Origin of the sequence: Pseudomonas sp. PA-1-6B (assembly GCF_021609545.1) — a bacterium.
GTDB classification, from domain to species: domain Bacteria; phylum Pseudomonadota; class Gammaproteobacteria; order Pseudomonadales; family Pseudomonadaceae; genus Aquipseudomonas; species Aquipseudomonas fluorescens_BV.
In genome coordinates this window covers 46,469-66,735 of the sequence record NZ_WJZM01000034.1, presented here as the reverse complement: position 1 = coordinate 66,735, position 20,267 = coordinate 46,469, and the positions used below count along the sequence as shown (strand labels likewise).

The 20,267-nt window shown below is 57.9% G+C and carries 23 protein-coding genes; 14 read left to right on the top strand and 9 right to left on the bottom strand.

Features of this window, described 5'->3' with window-relative positions; translation table 11 throughout:
• The coding region (locus tag GIV35_RS17110) for an NBR1-Ig-like domain-containing protein (protein ID WP_268939878.1) at positions 1-270 on the top strand (270 nt) is incomplete at its 5' end.
• An 8-nt stretch (positions 271-278) separates the two neighbouring features.
• Here GIV35_RS17110 and GIV35_RS17105 read toward each other — a convergent pair.
• Positions 279-914 (bottom strand): LysE family translocator, encoded by a 636-nt coding sequence (locus GIV35_RS17105; protein WP_038451453.1) that lies wholly within the window; start codon positions 912-914, stop codon positions 279-281.
• Between the two features lie 155 nt (positions 915-1,069).
• On the opposite strand from GIV35_RS17105, the gene GIV35_RS17100 reads away from it, so the two are divergent.
• Entirely contained in the window at positions 1,070-1,441 is a 372-nt protein-coding gene (locus tag GIV35_RS17100) for a PH domain-containing protein (protein WP_014719840.1), read from the top strand.
• A gap of 382 nt (positions 1,442-1,823) precedes the next feature.
• Here GIV35_RS17100 and GIV35_RS17095 read toward each other — a convergent pair whose 3' ends face one another.
• From GIV35_RS17095 to GIV35_RS17085, 3 genes are all read right to left on the bottom strand, one after another.
• Positions 1,824-2,336, bottom strand: a complete 513-nt coding sequence (locus GIV35_RS17095) for a type VI secretion system amidase effector protein Tae4 (protein ID WP_202692407.1) — start codon at positions 2,334-2,336, stop codon at positions 1,824-1,826.
• Between the two features lie 179 nt (positions 2,337-2,515).
• Positions 2,516-2,890 (bottom strand): c-type cytochrome, encoded by a 375-nt coding sequence (locus GIV35_RS17090; RefSeq protein ID WP_213154189.1) that lies wholly within the window; start codon positions 2,888-2,890, stop codon positions 2,516-2,518.
• A gap of 30 nt (positions 2,891-2,920) precedes the next feature.
• Positions 2,921-3,352, bottom strand: a complete 432-nt coding sequence (locus GIV35_RS17085; protein WP_105228373.1) for a bleomycin resistance protein — start codon at positions 3,350-3,352, stop codon at positions 2,921-2,923.
• A gap of 162 nt (positions 3,353-3,514) precedes the next feature.
• On the opposite strand from GIV35_RS17085, the gene GIV35_RS17080 reads away from it, so the two are divergent.
• From GIV35_RS17080 to GIV35_RS17035, 10 genes are all read left to right on the top strand, one after another.
• Positions 3,515-3,877 (top strand): response regulator, encoded by a 363-nt coding sequence (locus GIV35_RS17080; RefSeq protein WP_003194033.1) that lies wholly within the window; start codon positions 3,515-3,517, stop codon positions 3,875-3,877.
• A 212-nt stretch (positions 3,878-4,089) separates the two neighbouring features.
• Positions 4,090-4,704 (top strand): biliverdin-producing heme oxygenase, encoded by a 615-nt coding sequence (locus tag GIV35_RS17075; protein WP_200647714.1) that lies wholly within the window; start codon positions 4,090-4,092, stop codon positions 4,702-4,704.
• Positions 4,701-6,944, top strand: a complete 2,244-nt coding sequence (locus GIV35_RS17070; RefSeq protein ID WP_223023365.1) for an ATP-binding protein — start codon at positions 4,701-4,703, stop codon at positions 6,942-6,944. Before GIV35_RS17075 ends, GIV35_RS17070 begins: the two co-directional genes overlap by 4 nt.
• Before the next feature lie 266 nt (positions 6,945-7,210).
• Positions 7,211-7,432, top strand: a complete 222-nt coding sequence (locus tag GIV35_RS17065; RefSeq protein WP_223023366.1) for a hypothetical protein — start codon at positions 7,211-7,213, stop codon at positions 7,430-7,432.
• Between the two features lie 157 nt (positions 7,433-7,589).
• Positions 7,590-9,488: an alkaline phosphatase D family protein gene (locus GIV35_RS17060; RefSeq protein WP_223023367.1), complete on the top strand. Its 1,899-nt coding sequence runs from the start codon at positions 7,590-7,592 to the stop codon at positions 9,486-9,488.
• A gap of 137 nt (positions 9,489-9,625) precedes the next feature.
• Positions 9,626-10,639 (top strand): sensor domain-containing diguanylate cyclase, encoded by a 1,014-nt coding sequence (locus GIV35_RS17055; protein ID WP_213154185.1) that lies wholly within the window; start codon positions 9,626-9,628, stop codon positions 10,637-10,639.
• 109 nt (positions 10,640-10,748) lie between these two features.
• Complete coding sequence (locus GIV35_RS17050) at positions 10,749-12,002, top strand: 2-aminoadipate transaminase (protein ID WP_223023368.1); 1,254 nt, start codon at positions 10,749-10,751, stop codon at positions 12,000-12,002.
• 144 nt (positions 12,003-12,146) lie between these two features.
• The gene (locus GIV35_RS17045) at positions 12,147-12,401 is read left to right on the top strand and encodes a type II toxin-antitoxin system Phd/YefM family antitoxin (RefSeq protein WP_003194039.1); all 255 of its coding nucleotides are present in this window, start codon (positions 12,147-12,149) and stop codon (positions 12,399-12,401) included.
• A complete protein-coding gene (locus GIV35_RS17040; protein ID WP_213154183.1) occupies positions 12,398-12,652 on the top strand; it encodes a Txe/YoeB family addiction module toxin in 255 nt (84 codons plus the stop codon). Before GIV35_RS17045 ends, GIV35_RS17040 begins: the two co-directional genes overlap by 4 nt.
• A 98-nt stretch (positions 12,653-12,750) precedes the next feature.
• Positions 12,751-13,467, top strand: coding sequence for a hypothetical protein (locus GIV35_RS17035; RefSeq protein WP_034128720.1), 717 nt, complete (start codon positions 12,751-12,753; stop codon positions 13,465-13,467).
• A gap of 48 nt (positions 13,468-13,515) precedes the next feature.
• Here the strand turns inward: GIV35_RS17035 and GIV35_RS17030 are convergent, their stop codons facing one another.
• From GIV35_RS17030 to ptaA, 3 genes are all read right to left on the bottom strand, one after another.
• Positions 13,516-14,715 (bottom strand): MFS transporter, encoded by a 1,200-nt coding sequence (locus tag GIV35_RS17030; RefSeq protein ID WP_236264708.1) that lies wholly within the window; start codon positions 14,713-14,715, stop codon positions 13,516-13,518.
• 175 nt (positions 14,716-14,890) lie between these two features.
• Positions 14,891-15,598: a helix-turn-helix transcriptional regulator gene (locus tag GIV35_RS17025; RefSeq protein ID WP_236264707.1), complete on the bottom strand. Its 708-nt coding sequence runs from the start codon at positions 15,596-15,598 to the stop codon at positions 14,891-14,893.
• Between the two features lie 84 nt (positions 15,599-15,682).
• A complete protein-coding gene (gene ptaA / locus GIV35_RS17020) occupies positions 15,683-16,765 on the bottom strand; it encodes a pyoverdine biosynthesis transaminase PtaA (RefSeq protein WP_223023370.1) in 1,083 nt (360 codons plus the stop codon).
• Between the two features lie 211 nt (positions 16,766-16,976).
• On the opposite strand from ptaA, the gene GIV35_RS17015 reads away from it, so the two are divergent.
• Positions 16,977-17,582, top strand: a complete 606-nt coding sequence (locus GIV35_RS17015; protein WP_080757657.1) for a helix-turn-helix transcriptional regulator — start codon at positions 16,977-16,979, stop codon at positions 17,580-17,582.
• A complete protein-coding gene (locus GIV35_RS17010) occupies positions 17,569-18,447 on the top strand; it encodes a queuosine precursor transporter (RefSeq protein ID WP_105228389.1) in 879 nt (292 codons plus the stop codon). Before GIV35_RS17015 ends, GIV35_RS17010 begins: the two co-directional genes overlap by 14 nt.
• Before the next feature lie 80 nt (positions 18,448-18,527).
• Here GIV35_RS17010 and queC read toward each other — a convergent pair whose 3' ends face one another.
• Positions 18,528-19,226 carry a 7-cyano-7-deazaguanine synthase QueC gene (gene queC, locus GIV35_RS17005; protein WP_032895363.1) on the bottom strand — a complete coding sequence of 233 codons (699 nt, stop codon included), beginning with the start codon at positions 19,224-19,226 and terminating at the stop codon, positions 18,528-18,530.
• A 153-nt stretch (positions 19,227-19,379) separates the two neighbouring features.
• On the bottom strand, positions 19,380-20,267 hold the full coding sequence (gene cyoE / locus GIV35_RS17000; RefSeq protein WP_003194050.1) for a heme o synthase: 888 nt from the start codon (positions 20,265-20,267) through the stop codon (positions 19,380-19,382).

Here is a 20,267-nt window from a genome sequence, read left to right as displayed (position 1 = left end):
AGAGTGGACGGTGAGTACGTGATCGCCCGTCGAACCGCTTCGGGGGAGCCATTGGAAGTGGTGATGGATAGCCATCTGCGAAGCCTGAATAATGATATTCCGATAGCAGATACTTTGCCCGGCCAGCCAGTGCATATCACCGTGGAGTTCGGAGCCCCGACGGAGACCAGTACCGTCACCTCAATCTGGCGTATCGAAGATGAACACGGGCGCCCCTGCTACGGACCTGCATTCATCCTGCATGTGATCGTCAACGTCATGGCACGCTGAAAGCAGCCTTACTTGCGCCCCTCTACCGCCATCCGCACCGCCAAACCCATCAATACCGACCCCATCAGCCAGCGCTGCAGCACCTGCCAACCAGGCCGGGTGACGAAAAACACCGCGATGGAACCCGCCATGCAGGCAATCACCGCGTTGACGCTCACGCTGATAAGAATCTGCAGGGAGCCCAGCGCCAGGGATTGCACCAGCACACTGCCATGACCGTTCGGGTCAATGAACTGGGGCAGCAACGACAAATACATCACCGCCACTTTGGGATTGAGCAGGTTGGTGACCAAGCCCATGGTGACCAACTTGCGCGGGCTGTCCTTGGGCAAGTCGCGCACCTGGAATGGCGAGCGCCCACCCGGCTTGACCGCCTGCCAGGCCAGATACACCAGATACAGCGCCCCGCCGAGCCGCAGCGCGTCGTAGGCAAACGGCACCGCCATCACCAACGCCGTGATACCCAGCGCCGCGCACACCATGTACACCACAAACCCCAGCGCCACCCCGCCCAGGGAAATCAACCCGGCCGTACGCCCCTGGCAGATGGAGCGGGAAATGAGGTAGATCATGTTCGGCCCCGGTGTCAGTACCATGCCGAGTGAAATCAGGCCGTAGGCGAGCAAGCTGGATATATCAGGCATGGATTGGCTCCTGTTTTTTATGCTGCCAGCGTGAAACCCTTCGCCGACGCGGTCGTGTTGAGCGTCATGCTAGGGGCTTGCAGGCCCAGGCGTTAGATACAGATCCGCAAGCAAAACGTCATACACCGGCGGCACCACCTACCCAGGACAGGCACATGATCGACTTCAACAACAAAGGCTTCTTCAAGCTCAAGCAAAACAACGAATACGCCGAACGCGTAGCGGCCCTGCTGCTGGACGGCGAAGAAGTGGTCGACGCGTACAAGGCCATGCGCGACGGCGTCGTGTTCACCACCAAACGCATCATCGCGGTTAACGTGCAGGGAATTACCGGCAGCAAGAAGGACTTCACCTCATTGCCGTACAAGAACATCGTGGCGTACTCGGTGGAAACGTCCGGGACGTTTGACTTGGATTCGGAGTTGGAGATTTATTTTTCGTCGTTGGGGAAGGTGAAGTTCGAATTCACTGGCAAGACCTCGATCGTGGAAATCTCGCGGCTGATTTCCAAGCACCTGCTGAGTTGATCCACAGGCACAAAAAAGACCTTGATGCTTCAAGGTCTTTTTTATTGCGGTTCAACTGATACACATCGCTCAAAATGTGGGAGCTGGCTTGCCTGCGATGCCCTTTAAGGAAAAATCACAGCCGCTGATTCACTTGATACTCGGACACATTTTCATTCCCGCCACCTACTCAAACGCCTGCAATACCAAACCGCCCCACTGAACGCTGCTCCCAAAACCACAACCCCATTCCCAACCAACCAAAGCCCAAAATTCCTGCTCTGATCCGCATCCCCTTGATAAAACGGCCCAAAATACGCAGACACGACCACCACCAAACCGTTAAATACTCCGAGCGCCACTACAACTACCCCGACGACAAACACCACGCCCTTAACCAATTTCATATGATCTTCCAAAACCAGATCTCCCTGGACTCGTGATAGTCCGAGAACGTCCCCTCAATCGAAAATCCCAGCTGGATACGCGGATAACTCAGCCAATCCGTCAACCGCCGTCCATTCCAAAGGTCAATGTGGTCACCGCTGCGATTGCCAAACGTCTCATTCCCTCGGCGCCAAAAATCTTTGAAAAAGATAATGCCTTGCTGCCCCGCCAACACCTCTTCGAAATCCTCAGGTTTTATCTTCTTCGGGCGCTGCAAACCGGGGATATTCGCACCACTTAGAGCTTTGGCCATCTCCTCAGCCGCCAACACATGGCCCTCACTCTTGGCATGCTGCCAACAATAGCGCACGCCTCTCAACCTGCTCAGGTCGGCGCCCGACCTGCGCAGTGCTACACCCAGGTTAATGGCGCATTGGTCAGCGAAATTTTTGGCGCCGTTGGTTCTACAAGGGGCGGCGTCTCCGAAAATTTCCGGGTGGTTTTTCCATAGGGAGTTGAACGTCAGCATTAAGCGCTTCCATCGCGTATTTTTCACACGAACGTAGCAAACGCTTTGCAGATAATGGTGAGGTCAGGCGCAAATCAGAACGGTCCTACTTGTGTGTAGGCTTTTGATGCAGGCTAACGCTCACACGGTGCTTTTTTGTAGGAGGACAGAGGACGGTGATGCGTGCCAGCCTGGGCATCTCACTTGGGCTGGAATGTCTCCAAATACGCCAGGATATTTTCAATCTTCTCCTGGTCACTGATCCCCCAGAAGATCATCCGCGTGCCACTGACCACCGATTTCGGGTCTTCAATGTAGGCCGCCAGTTTTTCCCGCGTCCACACCACGCCCGAGTTCTTCATCGCATCCGAATACTGATAGTCCTGAGTGGTACCGGCAGGCCGGCCAATGATGCCGTTCAGTTCCGGGCCAAAACCACCTCGCGCACCCTCACCAATGCTGTGGCAGCCGCCGCAGGTCTTGGTGAAGAGTTTGCCGCCCGCCTCTGCGTCGCCCGCAGCGAACGCGGGTGCGGCGATAACGGCCAGGGCGAGGGTCAATAACACATACTTCATTCACGTCTCCCTATCGGCTATTGCCGTGGATTATGCCTGTTCAACCGGCCTTTCTCCCAGCCGCTGCACCAGACGCACCAGATACCCGTCCGGGTCTTTCACGATGAACTGGCGCTGCCCGGCCTCCACGTCACCGGCTCGGTACCAGGCGTCCTCTACATCGCGGAACAAGGGCCAGCCGATCTGCGCCAAGCGTTGCAGGATGGGTGCTACGGCGGGCACATCGATTTGCAGGTTGATGCCGCGCCCGAATGGAGGCTGCAACGGTGCGGTAAGCCACTGACCGGCCTCGGGGTCGTATTGTTCGAGCATGATTTGCGCGCCGTTAAGGTCGAGGTAGGCAAAGCCTTCTTCTGCGCGCTGATAGGCAATAGCGAAACCTAACTGTTCGATCCAGAACGCCAGGCTCGCGCCAAGGCGGGTGACGATCAGTTCAGGCACGAGTGGGTTACGGTTGAACATGGCATTCCTTGGATGGCAGGGTGGCGTTCACCTTAACGGATTGTCGTGCCCATGGCTCACAAGCAGCCAAATGACCACCCATCGTTTAAAAAACATCCAATCGAACCTATATACCCAGCCCCTACTCCACCTTACTGAACCCCTGATGGTGGAGTAAGGATCATGGCTCAGCCATCGATTTTGGTATTGGAAGACGACGAGATCATTCGGGCGTTGATGGTGGATGTGCTGGAAGACTTTGGTGCGGTAGTAACATCGTTTGCATCGGCAGACGAAGGGATGATTTACCTGGAGCGCGGCGATGACCCGGTGGATTTGATTGTCAGTGATATTCAAATGCCCGGCTTGCTCAATGGTTATGACTTGAGCCGTGTCGTCGCCCACCGGTGGCCTGAAGTACAGGTAGTGCTGACCTCAGGTAATACGAAAATCGCCGCCGAGTTGGGCAGTTCCGTGCGGTTTCTGCCCAAGCCCTGGAGTACCGACCACTTGCTTGAGTGCGTGCAGACAGCATTGACGCACTAGGGCCAGTCCCGGGATTGATAGCAGCGCGATATCATTTCAACCGAACTTGAGAGCTAGTTCTGCGGTCATGTAAGGTGCAGGGAGCGACTTTTCTGATCCGCTGGTCAGCCTTTTCGCTTCTGCGTTCAGCTGACGACAATGAGTTGTGTAGAATCGTCGCCCATTTTCACGCGTCATTCATGGCCGATAGGCCCACAGTTCGAGCTCATTGAATGCATTCACAGGCCCATGACGTTAGTGCGCCCTCCTTGCTGGAAACGTTGCGCACGGGCACGGGCCTGCTGCATGTGGCGCTGGAACAGCGCCTGCCGTTTTTTTCCGAGCGCCTGGATGCCCAGTGGTATCGGCGCTTGCTGCAGGCGTACTACGGCTTTTATCAGCCAATGGAAGCGGCGCTGTATGACAGCGGTTTGATTCCCGACGGCTATGAGTCTGCGTTGCGTGTGAAAACGCCAACCCTGGTCCATGACCTGCACGCGCTCGGCCTGACTGAGCACGCCATCCATGCCCTGCCTCGCTGTACCCAGCTCCCCGTATTAGACACACCGGCTGCGTGCCTCGGCGCCCTGTATGTGCTGGAAGGCGCCACCCTGGGCGGCCAAGTGCTGCGCCGGGAAATGGCCCTGCGCCTGGATGTGAACGCCGACAACGGCGGTGCCTTTCTCAATGTATACGGCGCCGAGACCGGACGGCGCTGGAAAGATTTCCTCGATTATCTGGGCCGCCAGCCACTGGATACAGATGCCGCCGTGCGCGCGGTGATGGCGGCCCGCTCGACATTCAGCGGCTTTGAGCAATGGCTCGACAGCCAGGAGGTATTGCTATGAAACCCGAAGATTTTGAAGAGCTGCTTGCCAACTGCGCCGACGAACCCATTCGTTTTCCGGGGGCCATCCAGCCCCACGGCGTGCTGCTGACCTTGTCGGAACCTGGCCTGAACATCATTCAGGTAAGTGCCAACGTCGGTACGTTGTTCGGCCACGCCCCCGAGGCGCTGTTGGATCAACCGTTGCACAGGTTGATTGGCGAGGACTACGCCCGGGCCGTGCAAACCATGGCCGAGGACAGCGCATTCCTGGACTCGCCGCCCCTGCTGATAACCTTCAAGGGTGAGCAGTTCGAAGGCCTGTTGCATCGCCACCAGGGCGTGTTAGTGCTGGAATTCGAACCACGGCTCAAGGATTTCAAACCCCGAGCGCACAATGGCCGCACCAGCGACCTGGGCAAGATGCTGCACCGCCTGCAATCGGCAAAGACCTTGGAGGCGCTCTACGCCATCACCGTCAACGAAATCCAGGCCATGACCGGTTATGACCGGGTGCTCATCTATCGCTTCGAAGAGGAAGGCCATGGCCAGGTGATCGCCGAGGCCTCGGCGCCGTCCATGGAATTGTTCAACGGGCTGTTCTTCCCCGCGTCCGACATCCCCGAGCAGGCTCGCGAGCTATATCGCACCAACTGGCTACGGATCATCCCCAATGCGTCCTACGAACCGGTACCGCTGGTGCCCAAATTGCGCCCGGACACCGGGCAGCCTCTGGACCTGAGCTTCGCCACCCTGCGCAGCGTGTCGCCGATTCACTGCCAGTACATGCAGAACATGGGCGTGTTGTCGTCCATGAGTATTTCACTGATGAAGGGCGACAAACTCTGGGGCCTGATCAGTTGCGGCAACCGTGAGCCGCTGCTGGTGCCCAACGACCTGCGCATGGCCTGCCAGACCATCGGCCAGGTGCTGTCATTGCAGATCAGTGCCATGGAGGCCCTGGAGCTGACCCGCCAGCGCGACGAGAAAGTCGAAGCGCTTGCGCTGCTGGATCGGGCGATGAAAGCCTCTGCCAATAACGTATTCGACGGCCTGGCCCAGCAAGGCCGACTGCTGATGGACCTGACCCTCTCCGGCGGCGTGGCGATCATCGAAGACAAGCAATTACACCGCTACGGCAACTGCCCGGAACCGGCGCAGATACGCGCGCTGCACAAGTGGTTGCAGGGCGACGGCGCACCGGTATTTTCCAGCCATAACCTGGCCTCGGTTTATCCGCCGGCCGCCGAATACCAGAGCGTGGCCAGCGGCGTGCTCGCCATGAGCTTGCCCAAGCCTGTGGATAACGGCGTGTTGTGGTTTCGCCCGGAAGTCAAAGAGAACATCCACTGGAGTGGCGATCCGCAGAAGCCGCTGAATCTGGAAACCTGCGACGCGGGCATGCGCCTTCGCCCACGCACCTCGTTTGAAATCTGGAAAGTGGAAATGGCTGGTATCTCCACCAAGTGGAGCCATGGCGACCTGTTTGCCGCCAACGATCTGCGCCGCTCGGCCCTGGAGAACGACCTGTCCCGCCAAGTGCTGCGCGAGCAACAAGCGGTGCGTGCGCGGGACGAGCTGGTCGCGGTGGTTTCCCACGACCTGCGCAACCCCATGACCGTCATCTCCATGCTCTGCGGCATGATGCAAAAAGCCTTCAGCTCCGATGGCCCCCACACTTCACGGCGCATTTCTTCCGCCATTGACACCATGCAACAGGCTGCCGGGCGCATGAACGTGTTGCTGGAAGACTTGCTCGACACCTCGAAAATCGAAGCCGGGCGCTATGTGGTCAAACCGGTGGCGCTGGACGTCAGCCAGATTTTTGAAGAGGCGTATTCGCTGCTGGCGCCCCTGGCCTCGGAAAAGGGCATCGACCTGTCGTTCAATGTCGAGCCTGGCCTGCAGATCAAGGCCGACCCGGAGCGCTTGTTCCAGGTGCTGTCGAACCTGATCGGCAATGCGATCAAGTTCACCCCACGCCAGGGCAACATCGGCATCAGTGCCATGAGCAACGGCGAGGAGATTGTATTTTCGGTGCGCGACTCCGGTGAAGGCATTGCGCCGGACGATTTGCCCCATGTGTTCGATCGCTATTGGACCCAGACTGAAAACAACCCCACCGGCAGTGGGTTGGGGCTGTATATCACTCAAGGCATCGTTAAGGCGCATGGCGGCAGGATCGAAGCCGAGAGCAAGCAGGGCCAGGGCAGCGAGTTTCGATTTACCGTACCGAAGGTGACGATTGAGGCAAACAACTGAGCCATTTGCCGGCAGGGACAACCATATTGCCCCTGCTGCCCCATAACCGAGAACTGAAAACCAAACATACACTCATACAACATTGCATTGCTTTAACAAAGTTTCAAAACAAAACAACCAAAATTTAACAATAAACCAACTCACCCATCACAAACAGAAACATAGAACACCTCGCAAAAAACATCAAACCCCACTAACTTATGCCGAGCACTGTTACAGGGAAGAACATTCCATGTAAACCATGTCATTCATAGTGAGGCGTTACCATGTTCAATTCTATCGGCTTTAACCCCGTCAACACTTACATTTCCCAATCCGCCCCCGACCAAGACACCCAAGCCAGCGAGAAGGTCAACTCACGCTCGAAACGAAGTCTCGATCAAATCGCTCCCGATAATTCGATTAATGACAATGGGGTCAGCGCAGACAGAGGCGGCAGGCGTAATGGTGGTGGCTTGGACAGTCTCGGCAAAGGCCATGTTCTTTGAGTAAACTTACTTAAGCGCAACTACTAAATAAGTAGCGCCCAGGGCGCTGCTTATTCATTAATAGCCACAACGTATTACTGCCTGACGTTCGTTGACGAAATGCCGACATTTTCAGCGTTATACTGAGCGCTTATCTTATTAGTGAGCCGATCGCGTCATGCCTGAACTGCAGTCACTTCCCCCCGTACTTGCCGGCCCGTTGCTGCGCCGCCTGGAACCAAAGCGTGTGGTGCTATGGCTGGTGGCGAGCCGGGAACTGAAGCTGGTTATGAGGCTGCAGCACGCTCAGGGATCGACGCTGGATATTCACCTTCATGCACATTGTCAGATCGTCCCCGTCGGGCGCCATTCGTTTATCCACTTGATCGATGTGCTCCTGACTGACGCCCTGCCTCTGGATGTAAACATCCACTATGACCTGTTTATTGACGGCTGCGGAATAGCCCAGTGGGCACCCCATCTGCTGTACGCAGGCGCCACGCTGCCCGATTTCGTCGTGCATGGGCGCATCCACCAACTGGTCCACGGCTCCTGCCGCAAGCCTCACCATCGCGCTGATGACGGGTTGCTGTGCATTGATCGTCTGCTGGCTCAAGCTCCCACCGTGGCACAACGCCCCGCCTTGCTGATGATGAGCGGCGACCAGGTCTACGCCGACGACGTCGCGGGACCCATGCTGCGGGCAATTCATGAATTAATCGCGCGCCTGGGCCTGTTCGACGAATACCTGGAAGGGGCCGTGGTTGACGACAGTGCCGCCCTCTACGGGCATCGCGCCAGCTATTACCATCGCGCCGACCTGCTCCCCGCGCTGGACAGTAACGAGACCTTGCGTGAGCGCTTTTTCGGCGGTGTGAAGAAACCGATTTTCACCAGCAGCACCGCCGATAATCACCTGGTGACCTTTGCCGAAGTGATCGCCATGTACCTGCTGGCCTGGTCGCCCACACCGTGGACACTGATCTCCCCCCAACCGCCGCAACTGAGCGCGCAAGAACAGCAGCGTTATGCCCGCGAACAGATACAGATCGATCAATTTCGCAGTGGCCTTCCAGGGGTCGCCCGGGTATTCGCCCACCTCTCGACCCTGATGATCTTCGATGATCACGACATCACCGACGACTGGAACCTCAGCGCCCAATGGGAAGAAACTGCCTACGGCCATCCCTTCTCCAAACGCATCATCGGTAATGCGTTGATGGCCTATCTTTTATGCCAGGGCTGGGGCAACCAGCCCGAGGTGTTTGGCGAACTGGTGAGCCAAACCCAGGCACTTGCCAACCAGGCGCAAGACAACCACCTGGACGCCACACAGCAGGATGAGCTAGTCACCACGCTGCTGAAATTCCAGCAGTGGCACTACGTATTGCCCACCACCCCGGCGCTGGTGGTACTCGACACCCGCACCCGACGCTGGCGCAGCGAGTTCACCCTCAAGCAACCTTCCGGCCTGCTGGACTGGGAAGCCTTGAGCGAACTGCAACAAGCGCTACTGGACCACCCGTCAGCCATCATTGTCTCGCCTGCGCCGGTGTTCGGCGTCAAGCTGATCGAGACGGTGCAAAAGGTTTTCAGTTGGTGTGGCTTCCCACTGCTGGTGGACGCCGAGAACTGGATGGCCCACCGCGGCGCTGCCCAAGTGATTTTGAATATCTTCCGCCACTCGCGCACGCCGGGTAACTACGTGATCCTCTCCGGCGACGTGCATTACTCGTTTGTCTACCAAGTACTGATCCGCTACCGCAACGGCGGCCCCAATATCTGGCAAATCACCAGCAGCGGCATCAAGAACGAGTTCCCGCCGCGCCTGCTGGAATGGTTCGACCGCCTCAACCGCTGGCTCTACTCCCCGCGTTCGCCGCTCAATTGGTTTACCCGCCGCCGCACCATGCAAGTGGTGCCCTATATTCCAGAGCACGCCGAAGCGGGTGAGCGATTGTGGAACTCGGCAGGCATTGGCCAGGTGTTTTTCAATGAGGAGGGCCAACCGCAAGCCATTTACCAGCACAACGCGGATGGGAAGCCTCGGACAAAGATGATGGCGCCAGAAAAATAGCGTTTCGCCACTCGTCAAAAGCAGCACACCTGCCCTATTCAAAGCGCGCAAGCGCCGATGTACAGTAGCGCCAGCCACGGAGTATCGGCGTCAACCATGACTGGCCTTGGGCGCCAGCCCCCGCAGGAAGCGTGCAGATGGACGATACATCCGGCAAAGAACCGCTACGCAATGAAGTTTCCGACCTTAACGTCGACCTATTGCACGCCATAATGGAGTTGGTCAGTGACGGCATCTGGGACTGGAATGCCAATACCGGCTTCGTCTACCGCAATCCCGGCTGGTACGAAATGCTTGGCTACTCCCACCACTCCCTGGAAAACAGCGTCTTCACCTGGGAGAACGTGATCCACCCCGAGGACTACTCTCGCGTGATGGCGGTGTTCGATGACTACATCAGCCTACGCGCCGCTCATTATCGGGCCGAATACCGTTGTCGCAAAAAAGACGGTACGTACCTCTGGATCGAGGACCGTGGCTACGTCATTGCCCGCAACCCCGACGGTTCAGTGGCGCGCATGGTCGGCGCACACCGTGATATCCATACGCGCAAATGCTCCATCGAACAGTTGCAAAAGCGCAACCAGTCTCTGGAAGCACTGGTCGCGGAGCGCACGCTTGAGTTGTCGCGCGTCAACCAGCAACTGCAATTGCAGCTGGACGAAAACCGCTCTTTGGCCGAGCGGGACGCCCTGACGCGCATCGCCAACCGGTACCGCCTGGAAAAAGTGCTGCTGGAGGAATGCGACCGCGCCGAACGCTTCCGCCTGCCCCTGGCCCTGGTGGCCATGGATGTCGATGACTTCAAGCCGATCAATGACCAATACGGCCATGGCGTCGGCGACCAGACGCTGATACGGGTAGTGGAACACCTGGAAGCCTGCGTACGTAAAAGCGACTTGCTGGCGCGCTGGGGCGGCGATGAGTTTATGGTGGTGCTGCCCAAAAGCAGCCTGGACGAGGCCAAAGAGTTGGCCGAAAGGATTCGCCATAAAATCAAGGAGGCGGCCCCCGTGGGCGCCTTGAACGTTACCCTGAGCCTGGGCGTGGTGGAGCGGCGCATGGGCGAGTCCCCGGCTGCGCTGATGGCGCGGGCCGACCAAGCCTTGTACCGATCCAAGGCGGCGGGCAAGGATGGGGTGTCGGAATAGTCGCAGCTCCTTCCAAGGTGGAATGACACGGCGACTTTATTTCGTTTGCGGCAAGGCCGGGCGCGCGGCTTAGATAGCGCTGCGCCCACCACTGCCGAGTCCCAGAGCCATGAGTCACGCTAGCATCAGCCAGTCGATTTCCATCGTTCACCCCATCAGCCTCAGTCACGGTAAAAACGCCGAGGTCTGGGACACTGCAGGCAAGCGTTACATCGACTTTGTCGGGGGTATCGGCGTGCTCAACCTGGGCCATTGCCACCCGGCCGTGGTAGCGGCCATTTGCGAACAAGCGGCCCGGCTCACCCATTACGCGTTCAACGCCGCACCGCATACGCCCTACATCGAGTTGATGCAACGCCTCAGTGCCTTTATCCCGGTGGGTTACCCCGTCAGCGGCATGCTCACCAACAGCGGTGCAGAAGCGGCAGAGAACGCTTTGAAGATCGCCCGTGGTGCCACTGGTCGCACGGCTGTGATCGCCTTCGACGGTGCCTTCCATGGCCGCACCCTGGCGACCCTCAACCTCAATGGCAAGGTCGCGCCCTACAAGCAGAAGGTCGGCGTACTGCCCGGCCCTGTGTATCACCTGCCCTACCCCAGTACCGATAACGGCATGACCTGCGCCGAAGCGCTGAAGGCGATGGAGCGTCTGTTCAGCGTGGAAATCGACATAAACGATGTGGCCTGCTTCATCATCGAGCCGGTGCAGGGCGAAGGCGGTTTTCTAGCCTTGGACACTGAGTTTGCCCAAGCCTTGCGACGCTTCTGCGACCAGCACAACATCCTGCTGATCATTGATGAAATCCAGTCGGGTTTTGGTCGCACCGGCCAGCGTTTCGCCTTCTCGCGCCTGGGCATCGAGCCGGACCTGCTGCTGCTCGGCAAAAGCATCGCCGGCGGCATGCCGCTGGGGGCGGTGGTCGGGCGCAAGGCGCTGATGGACAACCTGCCCAAAGGCGGCCTGGGCGGCACCTACTCCGGTAACCCCGTCGCCTGCGCGGCGGCGCTGGCGACCCTTGAGGTGATGAGCGACAAAAACCTGCACGCCTGGGGCGTCGCGCAGGAGGCCGCGATTGTGGGTCGCTATGAAGCCTGGCGCGCGCAGCAACTGTCGCCCTACCTGGGCCGCCTCACCGGTGTCGGCGCCATGCGGGGCATTGAACTGGCCCATGCCGACGGCACACCCGCCCCCAAGCAACTGGCGCAACTGCTGGAGCTGGCGCGAGAGGCCGGCTTGCTGCTGATGCCCAGCGGCAAGTCGCGGCACATTGTGCGCTTGCTGGCACCGCTGACCATTGAGCCTGAGGTGTTGGAGGAAGGCCTGGATATTCTCCAAGCGTGCCTCGAAGAACTGGACGAGTAAAATGTATCAACAGGTTTGTCGCTGCTCCACTCAGTCGTTGAGCTTGTTCGTGAAGTCCGGGCGAGGTGGATGACCGTTGATAAGATTCCCGTTGTGGATATGTACGTATTTCTGTACGTTAATACCCGCCAACAAGGAGTTCCCATGGAAACTATCAACTACACCAACGCCCGAGCCCATCTGTCCGAAACGATGGACCGCGTCAACGATGATCACGTCCCACTTCTACTGACTCGACAAAAAGGCGAGCCCGTGGTGATGATCTCGTTATCAGAGTTCAATGCTCTGGAAGAGACGGCTTACCTGCTGCGCTCGCCTAAAAATGCCGAACGTCTCATTAACTCAGTCAACAGCTTACGAGCAGGCAAAGCCAAGCCAAGGCGGTTGATTGAAGAATGAAAATACTCTTTACCCCTGAAGGCTGGGACGACTACCTCTGGTTTCAACAGAACGACAAAGCCGGGCTCAAGCGCATCAATTTCTTGATCAAGGCCATACAAAGAGACCCGTTCGACGGCGTGGGAAAGCCTGAACCCCTCAAACATAACCTGAGTGGTTTCTGGTCTAGACGAATCACCGCGGAGCATCGTTTGGTTTATGGCATCGAGGATGATGAAGTACAAATATTGATGTGCCGCTATCACTACTGAAGTTATTCTGACGCCCGAGCCACCTTGACCTGATCCCCTCACCCGCTGAAAATGCCCGACGTTTTTTTGTCTCTCCGCATACTACGCAGCGAAATTTAATGTCTGATTCCTACACCGAAAAATCCGCCGAAGAATCCGTAGTCGCCCTGTACGCCAAAGCCGAATACGAAAACGCCATCAATCTTTCACAGCATGTGCCAGCCGCCAAGATCATCAGCGAGATGGTGCTGGACGCGTTTCACACCTCCAAGGAAAGCGACCAGATCCGCGAGCTACGCGTTGCCATCCGCCAGGCCCACGATGCCTTCGACGATGACAAAGCCTATGACCTGATGGGCCAGCTCAAACAATTGAAAGACGCCGAAGCCGCAGACAACGCCGCCCTGGAACACCTGAGCAGCCAGTTCTCGATCAGCCGCATCCTGTCCAGCTTCAAGGACGATCCCGAGTTCCAGGAATTGGTCTATGGCCTGGCCCTCAAGGTACTTAACCAGTCGCACCAGGCCATCAGCAACCCGAGCGCCGGCAAGGGCAAGGCTGCGCGCGCCAAGAAAGACACCGAAGTGTTTGTGATCAGCAAGGATGGCATCAGCGTCACCCTGCCGCTGCGCACGCCGCGCTCCAAGCTCAATGTGGACCGCGAAGCGCTGGAGTTCCTGGGTTTCACCTTTGTGGGCGAAGGCAGCGAGGCGGAACTTGCGAGCGAAACCTTCATCGACAACAGCGGCGCCGAGCAACCGGTCACGCGCAAGAGCATCGTGACCGCGCTGCAACAGCAAAGCGCCTTTGACGGCTACGCCATCGCCGCCCAGTAAGTACTGACGCAACCAGGCGCGCGTGCAAGGCGCAGCGCCGGTTGCCGTCTACGCCTCTTTATTCCACAACACCGCCGAGCTTTTCATCATCCCCACGGCGATTGCGAACAGCAGCAACACACAGCCTGCCAGCAGCCACGGTGACGGCAAGGTTGGCCGGGCCAGCAACATGAACGCCAACGAGGGTGCGAGCATCACGCCGATGTTGACGCCCGCCGAGTAGTAGCCAAGGTTGCGGCCCACGCTGTCGCGGCTGGAAATGCTGCTGACGTAGTGGGTGATCGCGGGGAACACAATCATCTCGCCCAGGCTCCACAACACCGTAGCAAGCATCAACAGCGCGCCGACCTGACCAAAGCCCATCAAGAAGAAACCGCTGCCTGCCAGCAACAGGCCAATGATCAGCGAGCGACTGCTCGACAAGTGCGCCATGCGCAGGTTGATCGGCACTTCAAACACAATCACTAGCAACGCGTTGATAAAGAAGATGATGCCCACGTAATAGGCCGGCAGTTGGGTGTAGTTGATGATGTACGCCGACAGAAAAGTCGGCGGCAATGCGTAAGCCACGTGCACCGGCAGCGCCGCCAACAGGATCACCAGCAGTCGCGAACGCTCATGAACCGCCACCTCGGGCAAGCCCTCGCCCTTCCCGGCGACAGGCGCGCCTTGGGTGGTCGGCCGGGGCCGACCGAACCGCAGGCAGGCGGCGAAGGCCAGCAGGGACAGCACGGCATTGATGTAGAACACCGCGTCGGCATTGCTGAGGAAGATCAAGCTGCCCAATAGCGGCCCAATGGCCATACCGATGTTGATCGCCAATCGGTTGCAGGAAAACGCCACTTTGCGTGACTCAAGATTACTGTGAGCCACTGTCTCGGAGAACGCGGCCGGTGTGAAGGCTTCGTAACAGGCCCCCCAGAGAAACGACAACAGGAACAGCGCGAGCAGGTTATCCACCGAGGGAATGACCAGCAGCAACACCGCGTTGAACAACAACGAACCAAGAATGACTCGGTTGGCCGAAAACCGCTTGATCACGGCACCGATGATCAGGTCGGTACACAGCGCGCCCGCACCATACACGCCGACCAACAGGCCTGCCGTGCCTGCCGATATCGCGTGTTGATGAATCAGGTACGCCGCGTAAAAAGGAAACGCCAGGGTGCCCGTGCGGAACACCAGCGTGATCATGAACAATGCTTGCAACCGCGCATTAAGGCCGCGCAAGGCGTGAAAAGTACCCATCAGCGCAGCACGCTGGCACAGGTGTGGAGCAAAGCTACAGAGCGGCTCATCCGGATGTCCTTTCGCAATGGCGGCGCCGGTGTGTCCGGCGCCAAACTCCATAGCTGGGCAACCTAATGCAGCACTGTGCGGCGAACAAGCTACCCATTTGGACAGGTAGGCGGTGATTGCGGCCTCAGGCCGGGTGGCGGATATAGCCCAATTGCAGGGCCTTGGCGATTGCTGATTTGCCGTTGCTGACCTGCAATTTGCCGAAGATATTCTTCATATGAAACTTGACCGTATGGGAGGTCATCGACGTCAGGAGTGCCACTTCGTTGTAGGTCTTGCCCAGGCTGACCCAGGACAATACTTCGGTTTCCCTTGGGGTCAGCACCGTCTGTTGTTCGACAGGCGCCGCGTGATCTTCCAGGGCCTCGTCGTACATCGAGACCAACAGCATCTGCAGTTCACTTTGATGGGCCAGCACGGTCTCGCGAAATTGCCGATGTTCGCCGAAGCTGCACAGATTGAGCACCGAGTAGAAGCCCCGATTGCCATGCACAATAAAACTGGCGCCCTCGCCAACGGGTGTGTAGGGGCCCGGCACCGGCACCGCCTCATCGGCCACGGCCAGCAGGTGTTCATCACTCCAGAAAAATGGTTTGATCCGCGTACGGGTCAATGAAACCAGCTCGCCACGCCGGTAGAAATCGTCGGCCGTGTCGGAAGGCTCCATGGCCTCGGGGTAATTGGACACAATCTGCGCTTGGTCCAGCGTCGGCCCACACTGGTAGACCTCGAAGTGTCCCAGGCCACGGCGGCTCAGCTCGGTATCGAGCAAGCGGCGCATATCCTCGGGCAGCATGGGCGATTTTTTATCGGGTTGGTCATTAGGTCGCACGGGTGTCTTCCTTGATCATTCAACCCGGTCGAGCATGAAGCATGCCTGGCTTACCTGTCCAGGCAACGGATGCAAACCCAGGGGCTAGACCTGCGCCGCGAACGCCTCGCGAAAGCGCTCCATCTCCTGCTCATTACCCACCGTCACCCGCACCCACTGCGGCCAGTCCTTCCACACCCGCCCGACCAGTACATTCCGTGCCGCCAACTGCTCAATCACCTGCTCTGCCGGGCGCTTCACGTCGATCATGAAGCAATTGCTGTGGGAAACGGTGCAGGTAAAGCCCCGGCCCTTGAGCCAGGCGATCGTCTCATCGCGCAACCTGGCATTGAGCGCTCTGCGTTGGCCCACCAGTTGCGCGTCTTCCAGGCTCGCACGGGCGGCCAGCAAGCTGGCGCCGGCCGGGACGTTATCGCCGCCGAACACGGCCAACCGCTCCAATAGCGCCGGGTGACCAATCGCCAGGCCCAGGCGCGCACCGGCGAGGCCGTAGATCTTCGAGAAGGTACGCAGTACCAGCAGGTCGTCGTGTTCCTTGACCCAACTTACGCAACTGGGGGCGTCGCAAAAGTCGATATAAGCCTCGTCCACAACCAGCACGCAGCCCTTGGGTTTATTCACCAGAGCGTGGCGGATGGCCTCGGTCGAGGTGAGCGTACCGGTCGGGTTGTTGGGGTTGCACAGGTACAGCATGCCGGCCTGTGGGTCCGCTGCGAGCATGGCGTGCACATCGTGAGCATGCTGGGCGTCGAGGTTAACTTCATGCACCGGCGCCTTGATCGATTCGGCCGCCTGGCGCGGTACTTCGTAGGACGGCGTAGCCATCACCAGGCCGCGGGCCTGGCTGGCGAACGCCAGCACCGCGTAACGCAGGGCGGCCATCGAGCCGGCAAATACCCCGATGTTTTCTTCGGCGATGCCCTGTTGCTCGGCAAACAGCGCGGCCAATGCATACATGTCCGGGTAAGGGTAACGCCCAGAGGCTGCAACCGCGCGCAGCATCGCCTGGCGAGCCGCGTCTGAAGGGCCGTAGGGGCTTTCGTTGTAATTGAGTAGCACCTTGTCAGATTTCGTCGGCGCCGGGCTGGCGAACGCCCAATTGAGCTGCCCCAACACAGGCAGGGCCGCGCCCAGGGCGAGAAGGGATCGACGACTGACACGCACCATGGTGACTACTCCTTGTAGAGGCGCGAGGGATTCGCGCTGGCCGTTCAGAAGAGTATGACGAGAAAGCCGTTGCCTGATTTACCACCGAGGCGTATCCCTGCACTCAGGACTTTATTGTTGTAGCGGGCGCATGCAACACTTTCACTGCCGCGAACCGTCAAGAACGGGTTCTGCCGGCATGGACTGATGACTAAATGGAAGTGGTGAGCACTTGATACACAGACGGGAAAAAACCGAGCACTTGAAGAGCAACATCAAGTACTTGATCAAGAGTCGTGGCGAAACCCAGCTTTCGTTAAGCAGTGCCGCCGGCCTGACCAGGACCACTATCTACAACATCCTGGAAGGCAAGGTCGTTAACGTACAGCAGTCGACGATACGCAAGATTTCTGACTTCTTTGGCGTCTCCTACGAAGAAATCGAGACGATCAGTTTTGAAGCCAAGGAAGTCATCGAGAGCAACGTTTCCCCACTGGGTAACAAGAACCCGGCGGCAGTGCCTGTGCTCAAAGAAAGCCTGCTCATGCAAAGCCTGGGCAAGCGCATCGGTGAGCTGGCCACGCTTCATCCGCTGACCTACTACTTTGGCAGCGCCTGCAACCTGATCGGCGTGCGCCTGGAGCACGGGATTCCCGGCCTTAATGAACCGGGGGACTTGCTGATCGTGCAGAAAGGCTCGTCGAGCGACGATAAAGAAAAACTGGTGTACGACCGCGCCACCAAGAAGCTGTTCATCACACTCGAACCCTGCGGAAACTCAGAGCGTTTGTGTGTCATCGGCGACATCCTTGAGGAGCGCTTCAATGACAACGTCTGAAGGCGCCGTGGAAAACAGCAAATACAAGTTGCTGGGCTTTGAAAACGACAAGCGCCTGGCGGTGATCATGGTGATCGCCACGGGCAAGGTCCTCAAGATCAAGCTGAGTGAAGTGCTCAGCAGTGAAATGATGGACAACTTCAACAAGATGGAAATCAAGAACCTGTACAAGAAGTTCTACTCCCAAGGCGGAACGCTGACCGCCTACGATATAAACGACCGCAATGAAAACTCCTGGATGATCTACATCATCCTGAACTTGCTGCTGTTCACCTTCTATATCTTTACCAGCATTGCCGCGACCAAACCGATTTACCTGGAGTCGTTGGGCATCATCGTCACACCGGGCACGTTCCTGTACCCGCTGACCTTCTTGATCGTGGACTTGCTCAACGAGAATTTTGGCTTGCGCCTGGCCAGGCGAGCCATTCTGTTTGCGTTTGCCAGCAACGCGATGATCATCATCCTGCTGTATGGCTCCACGTTCCTGCCAGGGCTACCGGGCTGGAAGCTGGATGGGCCTTATACCGACGTGATCCTGCAAGTGTCGTCGGTGCTGGTGGCCTCTTCGGTGTCGTTCCTGGTGTCGGAGAATATAAATTCCTACTTGCTGTGCAAGATCAAGGAGCTGACCAACTCCAGGTATCTATACCTGCGGATATTCCTCAGTACGTTCTTTGCGGTGATTATCGACAGCTTCCTGTTCTGCTTTATCGCCTTCTACGGGGCGATGCAGACCAGCGACATCCTCAGCATGATCTATGTACAGATCGCGATCAAAGTCGGCTTTGCGTTCTTCAATATCCTGCCGGCCTATGGGGCACGTTCGTTGTTCAAGCGTTACCTGACCAGCGCCAACGCATGAAACCTATGTTGGGAGGGGGCTTGCCCCTCCCACATTTGAACTTCATACATCAGGTAGAACCTGGCGGGCATTGGATGCAGTTATTTCAGTTGTAACTTGTGCTTGAGGCTCTGCATGACATTTGTCTTGTTCTGCAGATAGTCATTCAAGCCCCGAGCGCGCAGGTTGCACGCGTCACACTCGCCACAGCCGGTACCGATGATGCCGTTGTAGCAAGTCAGCGTCTGCTCGCGCACCAGCTCCAGTTGCCCGTGGTAATCGGCCAGGGCCCAGGTCTCGGCCTTGTTCAGCCACATCAACGGCGTGTCCAGGCGCACGTCGTATTCCATGCCCAGCTTGAGGGCCTGGTTGAGTGCTTTGACAAACTCATCCCGGCAATCGGGATAGCCTGAGAAGTCGGTTTCGCACACACCGGTGATGACGGTCTCGGCCTTCACTTGATAGGCGTAGATCGCAGCCAGGGTCAGAAACAGGATGTTGCGCCCCGGCACAAAGGTGCTCGGCAGGCTTTCACCCGAGCTGTTCACGGTCGGCACCGGGATGTTGTCGCGCGTCAGGCTGCTGATCGCCAGCTCATTGAGCAGGGACACATCCATCACTTTGTGCACAGTGGCACCCAACTGCTTGGCCAATTTCTGGGCCACTTCGATTTCTGCCACATGGCGCTGGCCGTAATCAAAGGTAATGCAGTGCACTTCGTCATACAGCGGCAGGGCCTGGATCAGACAGGTGGTCGAATCCTGCCCGCCACTGAAGACCATCACGGCTTTTTTACTCATTGCATTGCTTCCTGCATTTGTAGAATGGGGAGGTAGGAGCGAGCTCGCTCGCGAAAAACGTCAACGATAACGCAGCGTATCCGGTTTAGCGCAGCGCTCAATAAAAAACCCCGCGCGACTTTCGAAGGCGGGGCTTTTTTACTGCAAAACCACTCAGTGGGCGTAGGTCAGCAACAGCTCTTTCGGCACTTGGAAATCCAGGGACATCATCACGCTAAGCGCGGTGATGGTGAAGATCGAGAACACGAACAGCTTGCGCGCCCAGACGGTGTCATCCACCGCCTTGTAGCCGGTCCAGGCCATGTACAACCAGTACATGCCCATGGCGGCGGCGACGGCGAGGTAGCTCATGCCGGCGTAGCCACTGAAGGTCAACATCAAGGTCGCCACGAGGAAGGCCAGGATGTAGAGCAGGATGTGTTTCTTGGCTACCTGAATGCCACGCTTGACCGGCAATACCGGAATCGACGCAGCCAGGTAGTCGTTGAAGCGGAAAATCGCGATGGCGTAGGAATGCGGCATCTGCCACAGGCTGAACATCACCAGCAGCGTCAGCGCGGCCATGTCGAAGCTATTGGTCACAGCTACATAACCAATCACCGGCGGCATTGCCCCCGACAGACTGCCCACCAGCGTGCCGTGAACCGACTTGCGCTTGAGGTACAGGCTGTAGAGGCCGACGTAGATGACAAAACCGATCACGGCAAACAGCGCCGCCAACGGGTTGGCCACCTTGTACAACAGGGCCACACCGGCAACACCCAGGACGGTCGCATAGATCAGTGCCAGCTTCAGGGAGATGAGGCCCTGGACCAGCACGCGATTCTTGGTGCGCTCCATCTTGATGTCGATGTCACGGTCGATGCAGTTGTTGAATACGCAACCGGAAGCAACCACCAGGGACGTACCGATCATTGCAGCCAGGAAGATGGCCAGATCGACATGTCCCTTGGAGGCCAGGAAGAAACCGCCCGCCACAGAAAGCACGTTACCGAAAATGATCCCCGGTTTGGTGATTTGGATAAAGTGCTTAAGCGACAT

Excerpts from the sequence above, each read along its gene's own strand:
- GIV35_RS17105 (WP_038451453.1), bottom strand. The coding sequence starts at position 914 with ATGCCTGATATATCCAGCTTGCTCGCCTACGGCCTGATTTCACTCGGC.
- GIV35_RS17100 (WP_014719840.1), top strand. The coding sequence starts at position 1,070 with ATGATCGACTTCAACAACAAAGGCTTCTTCAAGCTCAAGCAAAACAAC.
- GIV35_RS17095 (WP_202692407.1), bottom strand. The coding sequence starts at position 2,336 with ATGCTGACGTTCAACTCCCTATGGAAAAACCACCCGGAAATTTTCGGA.
- GIV35_RS17090 (WP_213154189.1), bottom strand. The coding sequence starts at position 2,890 with ATGAAGTATGTGTTATTGACCCTCGCCCTGGCCGTTATCGCCGCACCC.
- GIV35_RS17085 (WP_105228373.1), bottom strand. The coding sequence starts at position 3,352 with ATGTTCAACCGTAACCCACTCGTGCCTGAACTGATCGTCACCCGCCTT.
- GIV35_RS17080 (WP_003194033.1), top strand. The coding sequence starts at position 3,515 with ATGGCTCAGCCATCGATTTTGGTATTGGAAGACGACGAGATCATTCGG.
- GIV35_RS17075 (WP_200647714.1), top strand. The coding sequence starts at position 4,090 with ATGCATTCACAGGCCCATGACGTTAGTGCGCCCTCCTTGCTGGAAACG.
- GIV35_RS17070 (WP_223023365.1), top strand. The coding sequence starts at position 4,701 with ATGAAACCCGAAGATTTTGAAGAGCTGCTTGCCAACTGCGCCGACGAA.
- GIV35_RS17065 (WP_223023366.1), top strand. The coding sequence starts at position 7,211 with ATGTTCAATTCTATCGGCTTTAACCCCGTCAACACTTACATTTCCCAA.
- GIV35_RS17060 (WP_223023367.1), top strand. The coding sequence starts at position 7,590 with ATGCCTGAACTGCAGTCACTTCCCCCCGTACTTGCCGGCCCGTTGCTG.
- GIV35_RS17055 (WP_213154185.1), top strand. The coding sequence starts at position 9,626 with ATGGACGATACATCCGGCAAAGAACCGCTACGCAATGAAGTTTCCGAC.
- GIV35_RS17050 (WP_223023368.1), top strand. The coding sequence starts at position 10,749 with ATGAGTCACGCTAGCATCAGCCAGTCGATTTCCATCGTTCACCCCATC.
- GIV35_RS17045 (WP_003194039.1), top strand. The coding sequence starts at position 12,147 with ATGGAAACTATCAACTACACCAACGCCCGAGCCCATCTGTCCGAAACG.
- GIV35_RS17040 (WP_213154183.1), top strand. The coding sequence starts at position 12,398 with ATGAAAATACTCTTTACCCCTGAAGGCTGGGACGACTACCTCTGGTTT.
- GIV35_RS17035 (WP_034128720.1), top strand. The coding sequence starts at position 12,751 with ATGTCTGATTCCTACACCGAAAAATCCGCCGAAGAATCCGTAGTCGCC.
- GIV35_RS17030 (WP_236264708.1), bottom strand. The coding sequence starts at position 14,715 with ATGGGTACTTTTCACGCCTTGCGCGGCCTTAATGCGCGGTTGCAAGCA.
- ptaA (WP_223023370.1), bottom strand. The coding sequence starts at position 16,765 with ATGGTGCGTGTCAGTCGTCGATCCCTTCTCGCCCTGGGCGCGGCCCTG.
- GIV35_RS17010 (WP_105228389.1), top strand. The coding sequence starts at position 17,569 with ATGACAACGTCTGAAGGCGCCGTGGAAAACAGCAAATACAAGTTGCTG.
- queC (WP_032895363.1), bottom strand. The coding sequence starts at position 19,226 with ATGAGTAAAAAAGCCGTGATGGTCTTCAGTGGCGGGCAGGATTCGACC.
- cyoE (WP_003194050.1), bottom strand. The coding sequence starts at position 20,267 with ATGTCGCTTAAGCACTTTATCCAAATCACCAAACCGGGGATCATTTTC.